At 56.6% G+C, this 20,289-nt stretch carries 23 protein-coding genes; 11 read left to right on the top strand and 12 right to left on the bottom strand.

Going from position 1 to position 20,289, the window contains the following annotated elements:
• Window positions 1–55: 55 nt before the first annotated feature.
• From H8S59_RS19265 to H8S59_RS19250, 4 genes are all read right to left on the bottom strand, one after another.
• Complete coding sequence (locus H8S59_RS19265) at window positions 56–1,888, bottom strand: ABC transporter ATP-binding protein (RefSeq protein ID WP_187522461.1); 1,833 nt, start codon at window positions 1,886–1,888, stop codon at window positions 56–58.
• A 112-nt stretch (window positions 1,889–2,000) separates the two neighbouring features.
• Window positions 2,001–2,567, bottom strand: coding sequence for a peptidylprolyl isomerase (locus tag H8S59_RS19260; protein WP_027902946.1), 567 nt, complete (start codon window positions 2,565–2,567; stop codon window positions 2,001–2,003).
• Between the two features lie 127 nt (window positions 2,568–2,694).
• Window positions 2,695–3,483, bottom strand: coding sequence for an alpha/beta fold hydrolase (locus H8S59_RS19255; protein ID WP_187522460.1), 789 nt, complete (start codon window positions 3,481–3,483; stop codon window positions 2,695–2,697).
• Window positions 3,484–3,496: 13 nt separating this feature from the next.
• On the bottom strand, window positions 3,497–4,420 hold the full coding sequence (locus H8S59_RS19250; RefSeq protein WP_095102275.1) for a LysR family transcriptional regulator: 924 nt from the start codon (window positions 4,418–4,420) through the stop codon (window positions 3,497–3,499).
• A gap of 59 nt (window positions 4,421–4,479) precedes the next feature.
• Between H8S59_RS19250 and H8S59_RS19245 the strand changes: the two genes are divergently transcribed.
• From H8S59_RS19245 to H8S59_RS19230, 4 genes are all read left to right on the top strand, one after another.
• Complete coding sequence (locus tag H8S59_RS19245) at window positions 4,480–4,794, top strand: 3-phosphoglycerate kinase (RefSeq protein WP_187522459.1); 315 nt, start codon at window positions 4,480–4,482, stop codon at window positions 4,792–4,794.
• A 338-nt stretch (window positions 4,795–5,132) separates the two neighbouring features.
• Window positions 5,133–5,732 carry an FMN-dependent NADH-azoreductase gene (locus tag H8S59_RS19240; protein ID WP_187522458.1) on the top strand — a complete coding sequence of 200 codons (600 nt, stop codon included), beginning with the start codon at window positions 5,133–5,135 and terminating at the stop codon, window positions 5,730–5,732.
• A 255-nt stretch (window positions 5,733–5,987) separates the two neighbouring features.
• Entirely contained in the window at window positions 5,988–7,202 is a 1,215-nt protein-coding gene (locus tag H8S59_RS19235; RefSeq protein ID WP_187522457.1) for an aldose 1-epimerase family protein, read from the top strand.
• 313 nt (window positions 7,203–7,515) lie between these two features.
• Window positions 7,516–8,382, top strand: coding sequence for an EamA family transporter (locus H8S59_RS19230; RefSeq protein ID WP_187522456.1), 867 nt, complete (start codon window positions 7,516–7,518; stop codon window positions 8,380–8,382).
• Window positions 8,383–8,435: 53 nt separating this feature from the next.
• Here H8S59_RS19230 and H8S59_RS19225 read toward each other — a convergent pair whose 3' ends face one another.
• The 3 genes from H8S59_RS19225 to H8S59_RS19215 all read right to left on the bottom strand — a co-directional run bounded on the left by H8S59_RS19225 (window position 8,436) and on the right by H8S59_RS19215 (window position 10,835).
• Window positions 8,436–9,221, bottom strand: coding sequence for a Fic/DOC family protein (locus H8S59_RS19225; protein ID WP_187522455.1), 786 nt, complete (start codon window positions 9,219–9,221; stop codon window positions 8,436–8,438).
• Window positions 9,218–9,490, bottom strand: coding sequence for a hypothetical protein (locus H8S59_RS19220; protein WP_187522454.1), 273 nt, complete (start codon window positions 9,488–9,490; stop codon window positions 9,218–9,220). Before H8S59_RS19220 ends, H8S59_RS19225 begins: the two co-directional genes overlap by 4 nt.
• 91 nt (window positions 9,491–9,581) lie before the next feature.
• A complete protein-coding gene (locus tag H8S59_RS19215) occupies window positions 9,582–10,835 on the bottom strand; it encodes a mechanosensitive ion channel family protein (protein WP_187522453.1) in 1,254 nt (417 codons plus the stop codon).
• A gap of 180 nt (window positions 10,836–11,015) precedes the next feature.
• Here H8S59_RS19215 and H8S59_RS19210 point away from each other — a divergent pair, with 180 nt between their 5' ends.
• A complete protein-coding gene (locus tag H8S59_RS19210; RefSeq protein WP_027898061.1) occupies window positions 11,016–12,362 on the top strand; it encodes a DEAD/DEAH box helicase in 1,347 nt (448 codons plus the stop codon).
• Between the two features lie 223 nt (window positions 12,363–12,585).
• Window positions 12,586–12,981, top strand: a complete 396-nt coding sequence (locus tag H8S59_RS19205) for a transcriptional regulator (RefSeq protein ID WP_187522452.1) — start codon at window positions 12,586–12,588, stop codon at window positions 12,979–12,981.
• Window positions 12,982–13,098: 117 nt separating this feature from the next.
• On the opposite strand, the gene H8S59_RS19200 is transcribed toward H8S59_RS19205, so the two are convergent.
• The 4 genes from H8S59_RS19200 to H8S59_RS19185 form a co-directional block, all read right to left on the bottom strand.
• Window positions 13,099–13,968, bottom strand: a complete 870-nt coding sequence (locus H8S59_RS19200) for a DUF6279 family lipoprotein (RefSeq protein WP_187522451.1) — start codon at window positions 13,966–13,968, stop codon at window positions 13,099–13,101.
• A gap of 63 nt (window positions 13,969–14,031) precedes the next feature.
• Window positions 14,032–14,757: a TorF family putative porin gene (locus H8S59_RS19195; protein ID WP_095102291.1), complete on the bottom strand. Its 726-nt coding sequence runs from the start codon at window positions 14,755–14,757 to the stop codon at window positions 14,032–14,034.
• A 144-nt stretch (window positions 14,758–14,901) separates the two neighbouring features.
• Window positions 14,902–15,414, bottom strand: a complete 513-nt coding sequence (locus tag H8S59_RS19190; RefSeq protein ID WP_187522450.1) for a hypothetical protein — start codon at window positions 15,412–15,414, stop codon at window positions 14,902–14,904.
• 170 nt (window positions 15,415–15,584) lie between these two features.
• Entirely contained in the window at window positions 15,585–15,773 is a 189-nt protein-coding gene (locus H8S59_RS19185) for a hypothetical protein (RefSeq protein WP_027898056.1), read from the bottom strand.
• Window positions 15,774–16,136: 363 nt separating this feature from the next.
• Between H8S59_RS19185 and H8S59_RS19180 the strand changes: the two genes are divergently transcribed.
• Both H8S59_RS19180 and H8S59_RS19175 read left to right on the top strand, forming a co-directional pair.
• Window positions 16,137–16,973, top strand: coding sequence for a CvfB family protein (locus H8S59_RS19180; protein ID WP_095102295.1), 837 nt, complete (start codon window positions 16,137–16,139; stop codon window positions 16,971–16,973).
• 117 nt (window positions 16,974–17,090) lie between these two features.
• Window positions 17,091–17,492: a DUF2177 family protein gene (locus H8S59_RS19175; RefSeq protein WP_187522449.1), complete on the top strand. Its 402-nt coding sequence runs from the start codon at window positions 17,091–17,093 to the stop codon at window positions 17,490–17,492.
• A 157-nt stretch (window positions 17,493–17,649) separates the two neighbouring features.
• On the opposite strand, the gene H8S59_RS19170 is transcribed toward H8S59_RS19175, so the two are convergent.
• Window positions 17,650–18,030, bottom strand: a complete 381-nt coding sequence (locus H8S59_RS19170; protein ID WP_095102299.1) for a hypothetical protein — start codon at window positions 18,028–18,030, stop codon at window positions 17,650–17,652.
• 251 nt (window positions 18,031–18,281) lie between these two features.
• Between H8S59_RS19170 and H8S59_RS19165 the strand changes: the two genes are divergently transcribed.
• The 3 genes from H8S59_RS19165 to def all read left to right on the top strand — a co-directional run bounded on the left by H8S59_RS19165 (window position 18,282) and on the right by def (window position 20,254).
• On the top strand, window positions 18,282–18,473 hold the full coding sequence (locus H8S59_RS19165) for a CsbD family protein (RefSeq protein WP_187522448.1): 192 nt from the start codon (window positions 18,282–18,284) through the stop codon (window positions 18,471–18,473).
• A 230-nt stretch (window positions 18,474–18,703) separates the two neighbouring features.
• Window positions 18,704–19,666: a YihY/virulence factor BrkB family protein gene (locus H8S59_RS19160; protein WP_095102303.1), complete on the top strand. Its 963-nt coding sequence runs from the start codon at window positions 18,704–18,706 to the stop codon at window positions 19,664–19,666.
• 48 nt (window positions 19,667–19,714) lie between these two features.
• Window positions 19,715–20,254, top strand: a complete 540-nt coding sequence (def, locus tag H8S59_RS19155) for a peptide deformylase (protein ID WP_187522447.1) — start codon at window positions 19,715–19,717, stop codon at window positions 20,252–20,254.
• Window positions 20,255–20,289 lie beyond the last annotated feature (35 nt).

The raw sequence follows: 20,289 nt of genomic DNA, 5'->3' as shown, positions 1-20,289 counted from the left end.
CTACAGGTCGATGTTTGCCGCGAGACAGCGCGGTGCCATGGGCACCGGGGCAGCCTCAATCAATTCCCACAAACCCACCCGTCTGATGCTGCCACAGCCGTGCATACAACCCACCGTGGGCCAGCAGTTCAGCATGGGTGCCGCTTTCAGCAATGCGGCCGTTTTCCAGCACGACCAGCCGGTCCATTCGGGCAATGGTCGACAGGCGGTGGGCGATGGCGATCACGGTCTTGCCCTGCATCAGGGTTTCCAGACTTTCCTGAATGGCTGCTTCGACTTCCGAGTCCAGTGCCGAAGTGGCCTCGTCCATGATCAGAATCGGCGCGTCCTTGAGCAGCACCCGGGCGATAGCGATACGTTGGCGTTGACCACCTGACAGCTTCACACCACGTTCCCCCACCTGAGCATCAAAGCCCTCGCGGCCTTCGGAGTCCGTCAGCAGCGGGATGAACTCATCCGCCCGAGCCTTGCGTACCGCTTCCCAGAGTTGCTCGTCAGTCGCCTCCGGTTTGCCGTACAACAAGTTGTCGCGAATCGAGCGATGCAGCAGCGAGGTGTCTTGAGTGATCATGCCGATCTGTTCGCGCAGGCTCTCCTGAGACACATGGGAAATGTCCTGACCGTCGATCAGGATCTGTCCGCCCTGTACGTCGTACATGCGCAACAGCAGGTTGACCAGCGTTGACTTGCCTGCACCTGACGGCCCGATCAGGCCAATCTTCTCGCCGGGTTTGATGTCCAGGTTCAGGCCATGGATGATCCCGTTACCGTTGCCATAGTGGAAATCCACACCGTCGAACTTCACGCCGCCCTTTTCCACGTTCAGGCGCGGTGCAGGCTTGCGATCGGTGACGCTGACCGGTTGGGAAATACTCGCCAGACCGTCCTGGACCATACCGATATTTTCGAAGATGCCGTTGACCACCCACATGATCCAGCCGGACATATTGACGATACGAATCGCCAGACCGGTAGCCAGTGCAATGGCGCCGACCGAAATCATGGACTGGGTCCACAGCCACAGCGCCAGGCCGGTGGTGGTAACGATCAGCACCCCGTTCATGCTGGTAATCACCGTATCCATGGCGGTCACCACGCGACCGGCCAGTTGGGTTTTTTCGGTCTGCTCGACGATCGCTTCCCGGGCGTACTGTTGTTCGTAATTGGTATGAGCGAACAGCTTAAGGGTGGTGATGTTGGTGTAGCCGTCAACGATACGCCCCATGAGTTTGGAGCGTGCATCGGAGGACACCACCGAGCGTTCTTTCACGCGGGGGACGAAGTAGCAGAGCGCGGCGATATAGGCAGCAATCCACGCCAGCAGCGGGATCATCAGGCGCCAGTCTGCTTCGGCGAACAACACCAGGGCGCTGATGGCGTAGATCAACACGTGCCAGAGGGCATCCACGGCCTGAACGGCAGAGTCGCGCAATGAGTTGCCGGTTTGCATGATGCGTTGAGCGATGCGCCCGGCGAAGTCGTTCTGGAAGAAACGAACGCTCTGCTTGAGCACGTAGCTGTGGTTCTGCCAGCGAATCATGCTGGTCATGCCGGGGCTGATGGTCTGATGCACGAGCAGGTCGTGCAGACCGACGAAAATCGGTCGTAACAGCAGGGCAACCACGGCCATCCAGATGAGCTCATTGGCGTGGATGCTGAAAAAGTCTTTGTCGGGCGTGCCCTGGGCCAGATCAATGATTCGGCTCAGGTAACTGAACATCGCGACTTCGATCAATGCGCCAATCAAGCCGACTACCAGCAAGGCTGCAAAGCTTGGCCAGACCTGGCGCAGGTAGTAGATGTAAAAGGCTAGAACGGTATTGGGCGGGGCATCGGTGGGGGCGTCACGGAAGATATCGATCAGTTTTTCGAAACGACGATAGAACATTGGCAATGATGCCCACGAGTTAGGCGGGCTCTCCTTACTGAGCGGATATTCCCTTGATCGGACCGCACGAAATCAGGAATGCTTAAACTGATTTCATGCGGTGCGTCTGAGTTTATTCGACGCGCTTGGCAGACTTGATATAGATCGGGTCGAGAGGGACGTTCTGCATGCCTTGCTTGTTGCCGGACTGGGCGTTGACGATCTGGTCGACGACGTCCATACCCTTGACCACTTTACCAAACACGGCGTAACCGAAATCGCGCACGCCGTTGTCGAGCATGGCGTTGTCGGCAGTGTTGATGAAAAACTGGCTGGTGGCCGAATTGACCTGCGAGGTGCGCGCCATGGCAACGGTGCCACGCACGTTATGCAGGCCGTTGTTGGCTTCGTTCTTGATCGGGTCTTTGGTCGGCTTCTGCTGCATTTGCGCAGTGAAACCACCGCCCTGGGCCATGAAGCCCGGGATCACACGGTGGAAAATCGTGTTGTTGTAGAAGTTGCTGTCGACGTAGCCCAGAAAGTTCGCGGTGCTGATCGGAGCCTTCTGGTCTTCGAGCTGGATTTCAATCGCGCCGAAGCTGGTGTCGAGCACGACGCGGGTCGGCTTGGCAGGTGTTGCAGCCATGAGGTTAGCGGCGAACAGCACGGAGCAGGCGGCGATGACGATTTTTTTCAGCATGGGTCAGTTGATCCTGATTGATGGTTTCGACTGCGATCGATAATGCAGACACATGAAGCGATGCAGGCTGCAAGGTAATCACGTTTGGCTTTTTTTGCCCAGCGTGAAAGCGCTTTAGGCGTTCACGTCAGGCGGGTGCGGAATCGATGAATTCCAGGGCGATACGGTTGAACTGCTCCGGGTGCTCAAGCGGTGTGGCGTGACGCGAGTCTTTGATGACCACCAGTCGCGCATTCGGGATCAGCCCTACGTACGCCTCTTTAAGCGCAACCGGTGTGTAATCCCGATCGGCACTGATCACCAGTGTAGGGCAGGTAATGCGCGACAGCTTGTGCTCGACGCCCCAACCGACGATTGCATCAAAGCTGGCCAGATAAGCGCGTTTGTCGTTGTTCGCAAAGCGTTCGGCCATGAGGCGGCGTAAATGCGCATGCTCGGGTTTGGGGAACAGGTTGTGGCTGACCGCGTTACCCAGGGTGCGCATGCCCAGCAGCCGTGCCAGCACCCAGCGCTTGGCGTACTGCCAGACGTCGTTGGCGCTGCGCACTTTGACCTGGGGCGCACTGTTGACGATGCACAGGCTTTTCAGCAAGTGAGGATGATCGACCGCCAACTGGAAGCCGATCATCCCGCCCATGGACAGCCCGAGTACATGCACCTGGCCCAGATTGAGATGCTCGATCAGCGCTTCGACGTCGGCACTGAAACCACGAATGCTGTAACGCTCCCGAGGCTTGTCGGAGCGCCCGTGACCGCGCATGTCCATGGCAATGACACGATAACGAGCAGCAAACGCCGGGATCTGATATTCCCAGTCCCGGCAGCTCGAGCCCAGGCCATGCAGCAACAGCAGGGGTGTGCCCTGGCCATATTCTTCGTAATGCAGTGAGCAGCCATCATGTTCGAAATGGGCCATGGACAGGTCCTTGTCAGGCTTGTTGGGGGGCGGCGAAAGCGGCGGTCAGCGGCGCGGTGTCAAAGGTACGAATCAATTCGATGAGAATCTGCGTCGCGGGCCCCAGTGGTTTGTCTTTGCTGGAGTAAAGATAGAAGGTCGGGTTGCGACTGCCACCTTTGTCCATCGGCAATGCCTTGAGTACACCTTCACGCAGTTCGCGCTCGATCATGTGACGCGGCAACCAGGCAAAGCCTAGACCACTGCTGACAAAAGTCGCAGCGGTCGCCAGGCTGCCGACCGTCCAGCGCTGCTCAGCGCCCAGCCAGCCGACGTCTCGGGGTTGCTGACGGCCGGAATCGCGGATCACCACTTGCAGCTGACTTTCCAGATCCTGAAAATTGAGCTCGCGGTGCAGTTGATGCAGCGGGTGTTCCGGATGAGCGACGGCAACGAACTCCACGCTGCTCATTTCATTGCCCAGATAACCGGGAATGCTGAAACCGCTGATCGCCAGGTCGGCCACGCCTTCGAGCAATACTTCTTCCACCCCTGACAGCACCTCTTCCCGCAGCCTGACGCGGCAGCCACGGCTTTGCGGCATGAAAGCGGTCAGTGCGCGGACCAATCGCGCGTTGGGATACGCGGCATCCACCACCAGTCGCACTTCGGCTTCCCAGCCTTGCTCCATGTGATGGGCAAGGTCTTCGAGTTGGCTGGCTTGTTTGACCAACTGTCGGGAGCGGCGTAACAGGACGCCGCCCGCTTCGGTCAGCACGGCCTTGCGCCCGTCGATGCGTAACAGCGGCACCCCAAGCTGCTCTTGCATGCGCGCAACCGTGTAGCTAACGGACGATTGCGAACGGTGCAGCACATCGGCTGCCTGGGCGAAGCCGCCATGATCGACCACGGCCTGCAAGGTTCGCCATTGATCGAGAGTGACGCGGGGGGCTTTCATGTGATGCTCCTCTTTTGCTGCGCTTTATCCTAATCTGCAATCCCTTCTGGAGACTGCCGATGAACAGAATCTGTTGTGTGTTGCTGGCGCTGTTGCCATTGACGGCCTGGGCCTACCCCATCGAGGTGGAGAAAAGCTACGAGGGCGTTCAGGTCGACTACACCGCCCACGATACTTTTCACGACACCGGGTCCATCACCGTGAACAACTACGGCGACGTCGACGCCAGGTGCAGCGTGGTATTTCGCAACGGCCCCGAAGCCCCGCGTACCCGCCGTATCACCGTCGCCGCGAAAAAAAGCACCGACGTGACCGCCAAGTTCAACCGCAGCATCATCAAGCTGCGCATCAGTCTTACCTGCAAAGCCGAGTAACCGCCAACACCCGATTTTTTGAATTGGAATGCATCCCCTGTGGGAGCGGTGCTTGCCCGCGATAAGGCTGGACGCAGTTTACTTTGGATCGCGTCCAGCCTTATCGCGAGCAAGCTCGGCTCCCACAGGGATTTGGCGCCTGAGAAAAAGTTGCAGTTCCACATTGAAACCCGCAGTTCCAATATGTGCTGCATGACAGCGTGATCCCAGAGTAAACGAGCTTTAGGACAAAACAAATTATTAGATGTTTTGTAGCAGGTTTTTACGCTTTTTAATCGATATGGCCATGTTTACTCTTCACTCCATCGAACACATCTTCTTCGTTGGAGCCATACATCATGTCCCGCGTACTCATCATCGAAAGCAGCGCCCGTCAGCAAGACTCGGTTTCTCGCCAACTGACACAACAGTTCATCGGTCAGTGGCAAACCGCGCATCCGGCTGATCAAGTGACGGTTCGTGATCTGGCCGCAGACCCGGTGCCGCACCTGGATTCGACATTGCTGGGTGGCTGGATGAAGCCCGCCGATCAGCGCTCGGCGCCCGAGCAGGCCGCACTGGAACGCTCTGACGTGCTGACCGACGAGCTAGTCGCAGCTGACGTCCTGGTACTCGCCGCACCGATGTACAACTTCGCAATCCCCAGCACCCTCAAAGCCTGGCTGGATCATGTGCTGCGTGCCGGTGTGACCTTCAAATACGGCGAAACCGGTCCTCAGGGTCTGTTGGTCGGCAAGCGCGCCATCGTCCTCACGGCCCGCGGGGGGATCTATGCCGGTAGCAGCCTGGATCATCAGGAACCGTATCTGCGTCAGGTACTGGCATTCATCGGCATCCACGACGTGACCTTCATCCACGCTGAAGGTTTGAACATGGGCGGTGACTTCGTTGAGAAAGGCATGAATCAGGCCATCGCCAGACTGGCTCAGGTGGCCTGATCTGAAGTATCGCTGCACGCTTTTTTGAACCGGCTCCCCTTGGCACCTCCCGCTCCTGGGTGCATGGCCCGATAGACCCCCGGATAGGGTGGTCATTGGGCTTTTTTCTTTGGCGCGTTTTTCAGCGGTGACTTCGTCTGAATTGCATTTCCTGTTTTCCGGCATTTTGACTAGACTCGGTTGTTAGCTGAATCGATTAATCCGATTCAGCCTGATGCTGCAGCGAATCCAATAATTCCAATAAGGACTACCCCAATGAAACCTCTTGCCTGGCTTTTCGGCCTCAGCGCAATTGCCGTCGCTACACAGGCTGCCGCGTGGGACTACGTGCTGCTCGACACCGACAAGCCCGCCCGGAATCAGCAAATCACCAGCGCCCAACTCGGGGTCAAAACCGACAAGCCGTTTTCCATCACGATGCGCACCCTGCATGGCGGACGGCAGGAAGGTGTCAGCGTGATTGATATCGACAACGGCACGATGAAGCTTTCGGTGGTGCCCACCCGTGGCATGAACGTGCTGCAAGCGTCTGTGGGTGACGTGCGCATGGGCTGGGATTCGCCAGTAAAAGACATCGTTAATCCGGCCTTTATCGAACTCAATGGCCGTGGCGGCCTGGGCTGGCTGGAAGGGTTCAACGAGCTGGTGACTCGCTGCGGGTATGAATGGGTCGGGCATCCGGGCATGGATAACGGCGAACTGCTGACCCTTCACGGCCGCGCGGCCAACATTCCGGCCAGTAAAGTGACGTTGCACATCGATGAGAAGCCGCCGTTTGCCATCCGTCTCAAAGGCGAATTGAAAGAACAGGCGTTCAAGAAGGTCGACTTCTCGGTACAGACCGAGCTGGTCACTGATGCCGGTAGCACAAGCTTCACCCTCAACGACACCTTGACCAACAACGGGGACTACCCGAAGGAATATCAGGCGCTGTATCACAGCAACTTCAGCACGCCGTTTCTGGAACAGGGCGCTCGTTTCGAGGCACCGGTGAAACAAGTGTCGCCGTTCAACGAGAAGGCCAAGGGTGACCTTGCCGACTGGCAAACCTACCGTGCCCCAACCCCTGACTACGACGAAACCGTTTACAACGTGGTGCCTTATGGCGATGCCAAGGGCGAGACCCTTGCTGTCCTGCATAACAAGGGCGGTAGCCTGGGCGTGTCACTGGGCTTCAATACCCAGCAGTTGCCGGTGTTCTCACTGTGGAAAAACACCGACACCAAAGGTCAGGGTTACGTGACCGGTCTGGAGCCGGGCACCAGCTTCTCCTACAACCGCCGCTACCAACGCCCGCTGAATCTGGTGCCGACCATTGCTCCAAAAGAGCAGCGTCAGTTCCAGATCAGCTACAGCTTGTTGGCGGATAAGGCTGCAGTCGATACCGCGCTGGGCAAGGTCAAGGATATTCAGGCGGGACGTGCGACTGAGGTGCGCAAAGAGCCGTTGGTGGATTTGAGTAAGGAGTAAGTCTGTTCAGGCGGGCAGATGTTTCTTCTGTAGGGGCGACTGCTTCGTCTTCGCCGCTGCGCTGTCTCACGGCAAGCTCGGTTCCATGTGGGAGCGGTGCTTGCCCGCGATAAGGGCGGCGCGGTCGGAGGACAAATCGCGGTGTTCTTATCGCGGGCAAGCACCGCTCCCACAAAAAAAAACCGTATTTATTCAGTGAGTTATATTTTGTTTGATAGGCACGCCCGAGCTACATGAATTGAATTTGCCCGTGCTTTATGGACACCGCGGACACCAACCCGCTAAGGTCGCCGCCTTCAACGGGGGAGCATTCATGGGTTATCTACTTATCGTGACGCTGATTCAGGCGTTTTCATTCAGCCTGATCGGCGTTTTTCTGGCAGGGCATGTCGATAGCTACTTCGCCGTGCTGATTCGCGTCGTACTGGCGGGGCTGGTATTTATTCCGCTGACTCAGTGGCGACGGGTAGAGCCGGGTTTCATGCGTGGCATGCTGGTCATCGGCGCGCTGCAATTCGGCATCACTTACGTGTGCCTGTACCTGAGCTTCCGGGTGCTGACCGTGCCGGAAGTCCTGCTGTTTACCATCCTCACCCCATTACACGTCACGCTGATCGAAGATGCTCTCAACCGGCGCTTCAACCCGTGGGCTTTGGTGGCTGCACTGGTTGCCGTGCTGGGTGCAGGCGTGATTCGTTGGGACGGTATCGACGGCAACTTCCTTGGCGGTTTCCTGTTGCTGCAAGTGGCCAACTTCACCTACGCCGCAGGTCAGGTGCTGTACAAACATCTGGTCGCCCGCTACCCCAGTGACCTGCCGCACTACCGGCGCTTCGGCTACTTCTACCTGGGTGCATTGATCATTGCCTTGCCCGCGTTCCTGATGTTCGGCAACCCGCAACGTCTGCCGGACGCAACGGATCAATGGGCAGTGCTGCTGTTCCTCGGGTTTTGCTCCACGGCGCTGGGCATGTATTGGTGGAACAAAGGAGCGTGCCTGGTCAACGGCGGCACCCTGGCAGTGTTCAACGTTCTGCATGTGCCGGTCGGGCTGCTGATCAATCTGCTGATCTGGAATCAGGACGAACCGTTGGAACGGCTGGCTTTTGGCGGGGTACTGATTCTGTTGTCGTTGTGGGTTAGTCGGCTGGGCTCGATAGGGCGGACTTCCGCATCCTGAAGACTCAACAGAAGTCTACAGATTCTGAAACCTTCTGTTGAGTGACGCTTTTTTCAGGTATCGGTCTGGTATCGCTTTTTGGCGGCTTGGTCCCTATAGCGCTCTAGCATTTCTGGCGTATTGGCGGCTCCTGCAACGTAGACCTCATCGTCCATTGCGTTGACAGGATGTGCGCCATCCAGGCCCTGAATGCTTACGATCTGATCAAGCCAATCATCACGGCTAGTAACCGGGCTGATAAAGTTGCTCAAATAACGGTCGAGAATTCCCCGTTCGGGCGAATCGATTTCCTGGCTCAGCGCTTGAAGATAGGCAGTTTTCTGAGTTGCAGCCCAGGCGATTGAGAACCCGGCGCGGAAGCATAGCTCCATGTGCACAAGCAAAATTGCCCTACCGTTGCCGTCGAGAAAAGGATGGGCGAAAGCAAACAAGCCCATGACGGTACCTGCTTTTTCTTTCATTTTATTTTTGTCGCTGGCCAGGCGCAGGGCATAGTCGATGGCCAGTTGTATCTGCTCCGGCCGTTCGAATTCTGTACGGAAAGGAGAATCTACGTCGCCCTTGGAGATTTCTTTGTCGGGAGCCGTTGAAAATCGATCACGACCGGCCCAGTGATAAAAATCCTGAAAAAGTGTCCTGTGCGTCTCCAAAACTGTTTGATAGGAGATTTCATCAGTCATAGCCAGCATATCCAGCGCCGACTCGAGCCGAGACGTGAAGGCAACATGCTCCATACGTTTAACTTTTTCGAGATCCTTCTCGGCAGTGGCGTTCTCCAGATATCCCTTTGTTTCAAAAGTCCCGAATGGGTCGAAAACGGCGTGACGTCGGCTACTCATCGAGTTGCGGGATACTTTACGTTCGCCTTGAGCTCATCCAGATAACGCGAGTGCAGTTTCATCATGTCCGGACCCGCTATGAAGCCCTTACGGCTAAGGCTAATGAGCAAGCCCTCAATATCGTCTGGATTTACGTCGTCGCCAGCCAGGCGGGTCACTATACGAGACACCTTGTCCAGCCGGGATTCGGTGTAGTGAACACCGTTGCGTTCCGCCAGAGATCGAATGAATCCGGATACGTTCTTCTCAGGGATGTTTAGAGTTGCCATTTCGAAGGACCTCCTTCTGTTGTTGCCGCAGTGTAGCAAAATTGAGTATGGACGGGGGCTGGCTCCATTGCCTGGAAAACTCAGAAAGGCATCATTTACCCGCCAACCCCACCCGCATATCCGACCCACTCGGCTGTTGATAAACCCCCAGCCCGAAGTCCGGCAGCACCGCCAGCAGATAATCGAAAACATCACCCTGAATGCGCTCGTAGTCGGCCCACACGGTGGTGCGGGTGAAGCAGTAGATTTCCAGCGGTACGCCTTGGGACGTAGCTTCCAGCTGGCGGACCATGCAGGTCATGTCCGGGTGGATATCGGGATGGCTTTTCAGGTAAGCCAGCGCATAAGCGCGGAAGGTGCCGATGTTGGTCATGCGTCGGCGGTTGGCGGATAGCGCTGCGACGTTGCCCTGAGCCTGATTCCAGGCGAGCAACTCGGCCTGTTTGCGGCTGATGTAGTCGGTCAGCAGGTGCACCTGGCTCAGCTGCTGTTCTTCGTCATCGCGCACGAAACGTACGCCGCTGGCGTCGATGAACAGGCTGCGCTTGATGCGTCGTCCGCCGGATTGCTGCATGCCGCGCCAATTTCTGAACGACTCCGACATCAGGCGCCAGGTCGGGATGGAAACAATGGTCTTGTCAAAGTTCTGCACCTTGACCGTGTGCAGGGTGATGTCGACGACATCGCCATCGGCGCCGACCTGCGGCATTTCGATCCAGTCGCCGACCCGCAGCATGTCGTTGCTGGTCAGTTGCACGCTGGCCACGAACGACAGCAACGTATCCTTGTAGACCAACAGAATCACGGCCGACATGGCACCCAGACCCGAAAGCAGCAATAACGGCGAGCGGTCGATCAAAGTGGCAACGATGATGATTGCGGCAAAGATATACAGAATCATCTTCGCCAGTTGCACGTAGCCCTTGATCGAGCGGGTACGGGCGTGGGTGGTGCGGGCGTAGATATCGAGCAGAGCGTTCAGCAGCGTACCAATGGCCAGCGTCATGAACAGAATGGTGAACGCCAGCGCGATGTTGCCGATGACGTTCTGACCCGTCTTGCTGAGGTCGGGCACCAGGTTCAGACCGAACTGGATAACCAGCGACGGGACCATTTGCGCCAGCCGATGAAAGACCTTGTTGTGGCGAAGGTCGTTGACCCAGTGCAAGGCGGGTTGGCGGCCGAGTATTTTTGTGGCGTGAAGAATCAGAAAGCGAGCCAGTCGACCAGCGACCAGTGCAACGACCAATAGCAAGAGCAGGCCAAGACTCGCATGCAGGACGGGATGTTGATCCAGAACCGCCCAGAGGTCCTGGGCGCGGCGCCATAACGATTGAATATCCATAGGTGATCTTAAAATCCGGTAGAGAAAAGCGCCGCAATTAGAACATTCATGAGCCTGGTAAAGGGTTACGTTGGAAAATTGCGTAACAAAATCAGCCATTGGTGGTAAAGAAACTCGGCTCGGGCGGCCGAAACCGTTACGCTATGCGCCGTATTTTTGTATTTCGTCGAGGTAACACCCGTGTTTTCCCAATTCGCCCTGCATGAACGCCTGCTTAAAGCCGTGGCCGAGCTTAAATTCGTCGAGCCCACGCCAGTGCAAGCTGCAGCCATACCTCTGGCGCTGGAAGGGCGTGATCTGCGGGTGACGGCGCAAACCGGTAGCGGCAAGACTGCTGCATTTGTATTACCAATCCTCAATCGCCTGATGGGCCCGGCCAAGGTTCGCGTCGACATTCGTGCCGTGATCCTGCTGCCGACCCGAGAGCTGGCGCAGCAGACCCTCAAGGAAGTTGAGCGTTTCTCGCAGTTCACGTTCATCAAGTCCGGCCTGATCACCGGCGGTGAAGACTTCAAGGTGCAGGCCGCCATGCTGCGTAAGGTGCCGGATATTCTGATCGGCACCCCAGGCCGTTTGCTGGAGCAACTGAACGCCGGCAACCTGGACCTGAAGAACGTTGAAGTGCTGGTTCTCGACGAAGCTGACCGCATGCTGGACATGGGTTTCTCCGAAGACGTCGAGCGTCTGGCGAATGAATGCGCCAATCGTCAACAGACCCTGCTGTTCTCGGCCACTACCGGCGGTGCCGGCCTGCGCGAGATGATTGGCAAGGTGCTGAATAATCCGCAGCACCTGCAAGTCAACAGCGTCAGCGAACTGGCTTCGGGTACGCGTCAGCAGATCATCACCGCTGACCACAACAGCCACAAGGAACAGATCGTCCACTGGCTGCTGGCCAACGAGACGTATCAGAAGGCGATCATCTTCACGAATACCAAGGCCCTGGCCGACCGTCTTTATGGCCGTCTGGTAGCGCTGGATTACAAAGCGTTCGTGTTGCACGGCGACAAGGATCAGAAAGACCGCAAGGCCGCTATCGACCGTCTGAAGCAGGGCGGCACCAAGGTGCTGGTTGCGACCGACGTCGCCGCTCGCGGTCTGGACGTTGAAGGTCTGGATCTGGTGATCAACTTCGACATGCCGCGCAGTGGCGATGATTACGTTCACCGTATTGGCCGTACTGGCCGGGCGGGTGCAGAAGGCCTTGCCATCTCGTTGATCTGCCACGGCGACTGGAACCTGATGTCCAGCGTCGAGCGCTACCTCAAGCAGACCTTCGAGCGTCGCACCATCAAGGAAGTCAAAGGCAGCTACGGCGGGCCGAAGAAGGTCAAGGCGTCAGGCAAAGCCGTTGGCGTGAAGAAGAAAAAGACCGACGCCAAGGGCGACAAGAAGAAAACCGGTGCCAAGGCTCCGACCAAGCGCAAAATCGCTAACCGACCGAAGACCGACGCGTTGTCGCTGGTCAGCAAAGACGGCATGGCCCCGCTTAAAAAGCGCAAGACTGAAACGCCTGCGGCTGAGTAACACGCCCGCAATTCTCTCGTAGGAGCGGCTTTAGCCGCGAGATCTGTTCTCCCGGCTGAAGCCGGTCCTGCGCTGAGAGTTCTCGCTTACATTCTCCCCCATCCAACCACCACCGGGCTGCTTAGGCTGAACGGGGCGCGTCAGCACCTGTCACATTTTTAGCTGCAAGCCTGATGGCTGGACGTCACGAGCCATTCACCCATGTTGACTGGAGGTAATAACAATGGACAAACCTTATGACTGGGATCTCGTTGAGCGCCTGTTGCACGAAGTGCAGAACAGCGCTGACGACACCTTCAAACCCCGTGAGTACGCAGAGGAACACGCCGCGGCATCAGCTGCAGTGGGAGAGCCGGTGGCAAATCTGGATCACCTGAAGGCAGTTGCCAGTGAATACGAGAAACTGCTGCTGGATCGCGGATTCATCCAGTCACGTCCGGAAGCAGAGGGCGGGAACGGCGAAAACTTTGTGCTGACCCCGCGTGGCGCACAGTTGCTGGCGTTGATCGACAGCAGCATCCCCGGCAATGACCACCCGCGTCAGGTACTGGATGAGCAGGAGGACGCTCTGGATCCGGCGACCTTTGAAGAGGTTGCGGCCAAAGCGCAGATTGCTTGAGGTTAAGAATGTTATGAAGATTCTGTAGGAGCGCACGAGCAACGCGAGGCCGCGAATGCGGTTTATCAGGCAGACCGCTATCGCTGCCTCGCGTTGCTCGTGAGCTCCAGGTAATGATTACCCTGCCTTGACCGCCTTCAAACAGCTCAAATCCGTAAAGTCTTTCCTGGTATCGGCGATCTTGCTCAACAGGCGCTGGCGCTGTTCAGGCGTGCTCTGTGCCATGAGGTCCACCAGCAGCGAGATGGCTGCCTGTTCGGTCCTGTCGTAGGCCTCGCGATATTCAGGCGTCCAGAACGTCTCGCGATCCTGCAGCAGTTTGGCGATTCTGTTGGAAAAGTCTGGCGCTTTGCGATCCTGTACCGTCGCAACAAACCGCTTCTGCCAACTCGCCCGGTTATCAAGCCACGCCCGGTTCTGTTCGCCGAGCGATTCCGACCAACTCTGAATGCGTTGCAGCTGTGCGGCGTTGAGTTTACCCATCCACGGACTCAGGCGTTTTTCCATGCGTTCGGCACGGTCGCTGATCTGTTTGGGCAGTGGCTCTTTAAGGTATTCATTCTCACGCTTGCGCTGATCCTTGGCGAAGGCGTTCTGCATTTCCAGCACCTGCTTATCGTCCAGTTGGGCGAGCAGTTCGACGGCCGACGGGGTGATCTGTCGTGAAATCTGCCCAATCGCCAGCTTGGCCTCATCGGTGCGTGCCTGCAGTTCATCTGGCGTGACCTGATTGGTTTCAACCATGCGTTGCAGGCGGTCCAGCCATCCCAGATAACCCGGCAACTGAGTGGTGCAGTGCCAGCTCAAATGCTCTTTGAGGCGCTCATCGAACCAGTCTTTTTGCGCTGCGTTCATCTCCAGATAGTCGCTGAGCGACCAGGGAATGATGATGTCGAGATTGCGGTACGCCAGCCCCACGCGGGTACAACCGCCAAGAATGACCACGGCCATCAACAATGATATGAAGGCTTTGAACGGGGTGCGCATAACGACTCCTCAATGGACCTGCCTGTTTGTGTAGAGCGGGTCAGAGAGTAGCAGTTCACTGCATTAGAAGAATGAGCGCACGGCCTTGAGGGTCAGAGTACCTTCGCAGTTGGGATTATGTCCGCTGTAAGCGCTGCAGCCGTCACCGGTCAGGCTTGAGCCGCTGTAGATCAGGTTCATGTCGACACCCAGCCAGGGACGCGACAGATTCAGCGACCAGTCATTGAAACTGGTGACCATGCTGCCATCCGAAATTTGCTGCGGCGCATCGTATTGATGATTGGCGTACTGCATGCGAACGCCCAGTCCCAGCTGTTCGATTCCGCCCAGATCGACGATCAGGGTGCTGTCACGACGCCCTATGTCGTTGCTGAAGGCTGCGCCGATGCGGCTGTCGAGAATGCGCAGGCCAGCATAAAACTCGTGGGTATCGATCTGGCTGGTGTCCGGGTAGCTGTAGCGGATCATGCCCAACTCGTAGCCAAGGGTCTGGTCGAACGGCTTTTTGAATCCCATGTAGGAATCCAGTTCCAGCGTGCTGTCCTCGGTAACGCCAGCATTGGGCGTCCACTGGCCGAAATAGAAGCCACTGTCGTGAGTCAGGTCCAGCCCGCCATGGAATGAACCCGAGCCACTCTGGGTCACCAGGCCTTGCGCCATGCTGCGCGTAGGGGATGTACCCAATTTCAGGCTGAAGTCGCCCAATTCCCGCTCAATCAACTGGGCGGAGGCATGCTGACAAACAAGCAGGGCGCTTACAGAAAGCGCGTAATGGCGAAAATTGAGCATCGTGCTCACTCCTTCATGTTACGGAGAGGGCAGGTTGAAATGGCCAAAGGCCCAGTAGGAACAACAGGGGAGCCGCGATCTAGAGCCTCGCAGCATACCTACGAAAGTCGTAGAGCGAACACCGTTCGTCGATCCACAGAAGAATCAGTTCGAGGCGGTCGCTTGAGCCGAGGGAATAATCAAGCCGCGAATGACCACCAAAGCCTGATCGAACGAAGGGTAGCCACTCTTGGCAACATCCAGTTCAGCGTACTCGGCGCGGTATTCTTCGGACTTCTTTTGATCCGTCATGCTGAGCTGTTGGGATAGCAGCGCAATTGCCAGCGGGTGCTTGTGTCTCGCGGCATCCTCCAGCAATTCGATCACCCGGGGCTGGTCTGACTGTTGACGAATCAACAGCACCGCGAGGTAAAACTCGGCTTCACCCGACGCATCATTCACGCCTGCACGGCGCAGCATAGCTTCGGCCAGTTCGTAATTCTCCCGGTCGGCTTCACTGATCAATAGCTTGGCTTGCAGCATGTCGTTCTGATACAGCAAATGCTCTGCACGACAGTCGCTGCCGGAAGGGTGGCCGCCATCTGGAACCGTGTTGCAATTGTGAGACGCGCAACCTGTCAGGTAAATCAGTGCGCCGAACAGCATCCAGTTCTTCATTCGTGCATTCCGCAAAAGGCTGGCTTCAAGACATCATCCTGCCCGTCGTCGAGCGACTAGGCAATGGGGCCTTGCAGTCAGGATGAAACGGGTGTGTGCAACGAAGCTTAGCAAGCTCTGGCGCCTTGAGAGCCAAGACGCATAGAGATCGATAACTGGAGCGGGGGGAATTACTTTTTGCCGAGGGTGATCTGTTTGGACGGGCCGAAAGTCTGGCCGCTGACGCCTTTGGCAATCTGCTGGATTTCGCCACCGGACTTGAGGAAAGCAGCAATCTGGGCGTTGATCGAGTCGCTCGTTTCAACGGCTGGAGCTGGCTTGGCTTTCGAGTTGGATGCTTTTACACGCATGGCTGCCATTAACCTATATAAACTTGATACGGCCAGCAATGGTACACGAATGGCTTGACAATTGCTTGGGAAATATCCCCTTGAACACCGGGTTAAATCAGCCCGGCTCAAGCCTTAAATAATTAGTGATATCGAGCTAAGCAGTTGTTTTGATTCATAAGTTATTTTCAAAATTAATTCTCTTCACTTGAAAAGCGCACCGTTAAAACCGCTGCTCATCTGACGAATGGAGCGACTGAGGGGCTCATGGCCATCAGGCAAATATTTGATTTTCCTTGTCTTTTTGAGCGCCCGGTGCAGCGACATTCTGCGCCAGCATCATCGCCTGCAAACTCGGGTAGAATGCCGCCCACGTAATGAGGGTATTTGCACATGGCTTTAATCGGGCGTTACAACAGCTTGCAAGTGGTTAAACACACTAACTTCGGTCTGTATCTGGATGGCGGGGCGGACGGCGAAATTTTGCTGCCCAATCGTTATATTCCCAAAGATATTCCCAGCGAAGATGAAGACTGGCTCAACGTTTTCATTTATCTGGACAGCGAAGACAAGCTGCTGGCTACTACAGAAAAACCCAAGGTTCAGGTCGGTGAGTTCGCCAGCCTGAAGGTGGTTGAAGTCAACAGTATCGGCGTGTTCCTGGACTGGGGCCTGCCCAAGGACCTCCTGCTGCCGTACTCCGAAGAGAAGCGCACGTTGCAGGCCGGTGATTATTGCGTGGTGCATGTCTATCTGGACAAACACACCCGCCGCATCACCGCGACTGCACGTCTGGACCGCTACCTGGACAAGACACCGGCCAGCTACAGTGTCGGTCAGGAAGTCGACCTGTTGGTGGCTGAAGCGACCGATATGGGCTTCAAGGCAATCATCAACAACAAGCACTGGGGCCTGATTCACAAGAATGAAGTCTTCAAGTTCATGCGCGCCGGCAAGCAGGAAAAGGGCTACATCAAGGAAGTCCGTACGGATGGCAACATCAGCCTGAGTCTTCAGCCAGTGGGCGAGCAAGCTGCCAGCAGCCTGAACAGCAAGATCCTCGGCAAGCTCAGGGACAATAACGGCGTATTGCCGGTCAGCGACAAGAGCGATCCGCAAGTGATCAGTAACCTCTTCGGCGTCAGCAAAGGCAACTTCAAAAAAGCCATTGGCGCGTTGTACAAGCAGGGCCAGATCGTGATCCACGCAGACCGCATCGAGCTGGTCTGACGTTCATCGGTTAAAGCAGGGACGATGGATCGTTCCTGCCTGGTCTGGGGTCCAACCCGTCAACGCTCATCGGGGCGCTTCGCGCACTGCGGGCCCACTCAGACAAGGACGCCTTTCATGAAAAGAACCCTTACGGCTTACTTCAGTATCTTACTGACCTTTTTGATACTGGACGGCATCTGGTTAGGTGTGTTGATGGGGCCGAGTTATCGGGCATGGCTGGGGCCATTGATGCTCGACAAGCCGGTGATTGCCCCTGCCGTGGTTTTTTACCTGCTTTACGCCTTTGGCTTGCTCGTCCTGGCGGTTCAGTCAGGGCTGCGTCGCAACAGCATCAGCCATGCGGCTAAACGAAGCGGACTTGTTGGACTGGTGGCTTACGGCACCTATGACCTGACCAACTGGGCCACGCTGCAAGGCTGGCCTGCGCAGTTGGCGTTGGTGGATCTGGCGTGGGGGGCGTTTGCGTCGGCGGTTGCGGGGACTGTGGGCTTTCTGGTTGCCAGGCGGTTTGCTTGATGTCTGGCGCAGAAACTGGACTGAAATGCTGCCTAATTGTGGGAGCGGTGCTTGCCCGCGATAAGGCTGGACGCGGTTCGCATTAGAACTGAGGTTTCCTTATCGCGGGCAAGCACCGCTCCCACAGGATTTAGGTCGCCCGCGGACCTCTATCAAGCTAGGGCTGCAGGAAGTCCGCGAAGCTCAGATTTGCGCCCAGCGGCCTGACATCCTTCAGATAAGAATCCTTGTCCGCACTCAGCTCCAGGCTGACGGTGGACTTGCGCTGGCCTTTATTGCGAATCACAAGACCCTCCATGTGATCCCGCAGGAATACAGTGGTGACTTTCAGGTGCAGTAACTGATCGCTGCTCGGCGTGTACAGCAGCAGATGCATCCATTCGTACTGACCCACCGCCAGGCGCGGTACGGGCAGGTCAAACCACCAGATGTTCTTGTTGGTGTTCAAGGTTGCGAAGTGGGTGTTGTTGGTACCCAGCACGGCACCGCCCAGTTCCTGGTTTCGGCGTGCGATGGCCTGCTTTTTATCGAATTTCATAATGTTCCTGCGGATCGTTGTCTTCAGCGCGACGAGCGTTGGCCCGGTGCAGCCGGATTGCGTTGCGCATTCTCGTGGGTTGCTGTGCAAACTTAAAGGCAAAGTTTCTCGACTCCCGGATTTACAGGCCAGCAGGCAAGCCGACGAACGGCTACGACGCTGGTGAAAATAGTTGAAACTCCCCGCAAATGAGTCAGGTCAACCATTACGTCGAGGCGATGACCTCTCATTGATTCTGCGGAGTAAGACCTATGAGCAGCACTGGCGATAAAGTTAAAGGCATGGCTAACGAAGCAGTCGGTAACGTCAAGCAAGGCGTGGGTAAGGCGACCGACAACACCAAACTGAAAGCTGAAGGCAAGGCCCAGGAAGTCAAAGGCGAAGCCCAGCAGGTCAAAGGCAAGGCCAAAGACGCAGTGAAAAAAGGCGTCGATAAGGCGTGAGCATGACTTCTCGAGTTGATCTCGGGAGTCGATGTTTGAATAACGGCCATCCTCGGATGGCCGTTATCATTTGCAGCGTCTGGAAATTAAGGTTTTGAAACCTTTTTCAGGCCGTTCAGTCCACTGAATTAAGGTAAAAAGCCCGTATCTGCGAACAGCTTGTGTGAGAGGCGCAGTGCCCATCAATGTGAATGTGTAAGCTGCGTCAGTTATGTAGCGAAGGAGACGCCATGATTTTCCCGGAATTGCGCCAACTGCCACTGGGCAAGGTGATGGTCCGTACGGTTAGCGAATTTCTCGATGACGAGATGTCCACCTACGCGTCAGCGTTGGCCTACCAGATGTTGTTTTCGCTTTTTCCTTTCCTGCTGTTTCTGATTGCCCTGATCGGTTTTCTGCACCTGCCGGATTTCTTTTCCTGGCTGCGCTTGCAGTCAGAGCTCGTCCTGCCGCCTCAGGCACTGGAGCAGGTCAACCCGGTGATCGATCAGTTGCAACAATCCAAAGGCGGGTTGCTCTCGATCGGTATCGTCATCGCGCTCTGGACGGCTTCGGCTGGCGTGCGCTTGATGATGAGTGCGATGAACGCCGCCTACGACGTGGTTGAAGCTCGCCCGGTCTGGAAGCGCATTCCGCTGTCGGTGGCGTACACCATCGGTATCGCCATGATGATGCTGGCAGTGGCCGCGTTGATGGTCACAGGGCCGCAGGTCATGAACTGGATTGCCGCGCAAATCGGCATGGAAGACTTCATCGTTACGCTCTGGACCATCCTGCGTTGGCCGCTGATCGTCATGCTGCTCATGGTGGCCGTGGCATTGATTTATTACGTCATGCCGGACGTCAAACAGGAGTTCCGCTTCATCACCCCAGGCTCTGTGCTGGCGGTTGTGGTGTGGATCCTCGCCTCGTTGGGATTCGGTTATTACGTCAAGACATTTGCTGACTACAACGCTATGTACGGCAGCATCGGGGCAATCATCGTCCTGCTGCTGTATTTCTACATTTCTGCAGCGGTGCTGTTGCTGGGCGCGGAGATGAATGCGGTGGTCGAGCACATGTCTGCTGAAGGCAAGGACAAGGGCGAAAAAGTCGAAGGTGATGGTGCAATTGAGTCGACAGAGAAGCAGCACGTTTCCGGTTTGGGGCGTGATCATTCTCTGCCATTGCCTGCCAAGGCCGGGGAATCCTGAGCCGGACTGTGGCAGCATGACGTTTTTTCCTTACGGAGCCAGGCCCGCATGATCCGCCCCATTTTGAAAATGGGTGATGAGCGTCTCTTGCGCATCGCCCCACTAGTGCCTCAATCGATGTTCGGCAGCGCCGAGCTCAAAACCCTGATCGCCGACATGTTTGAAACCATGGAAAGCGTCGGCGGTGTCGGTTTGGCGGCTCCGCAGATTGGCGTTGACCTGCAATTGGTGATCTTCGGTTTTGAGCGCAACGAGCGGTACCCGGACGCTGAAGCCGTGCCTCAGACTATCTTGCTCAACCCGGTGATCACGCCGTTGCATCCGGCCGTTGAAGAGGGCTGGGAAGGGTGTCTGTCCGTGCCGGGCTTGCGTGGCGCGGTCAACCGCTTTCAAAGTATTCGCTACGAAGGCTTTGATCCGGACGGCCAGCCGATCCGGCGCGAAGCCCTCGGCTTTCACGCCCGCGTGGTGCAGCACGAATGCGATCACCTGATTGGCCGCCTTTACCCTTCGCGCATTACCGACTTCAGCAAGTTCGGGTTTATGGATGTGATGTTTCCGGATATGGATCCGAACGCGGATGAGTGAGCCTTCGGTAGGGCGCGATGCTCTGAATTGAAATG

The sequence above is a fragment of the Pseudomonas folii genome (genome assembly GCF_014357575.1).
GTDB lineage: Bacteria > Pseudomonadota > Gammaproteobacteria > Pseudomonadales > Pseudomonadaceae > Aquipseudomonas > Aquipseudomonas folii.
Note: the sequence above shows the minus strand (reverse complement) of the source record. Positions and strands in the feature narration are given on the sequence as shown.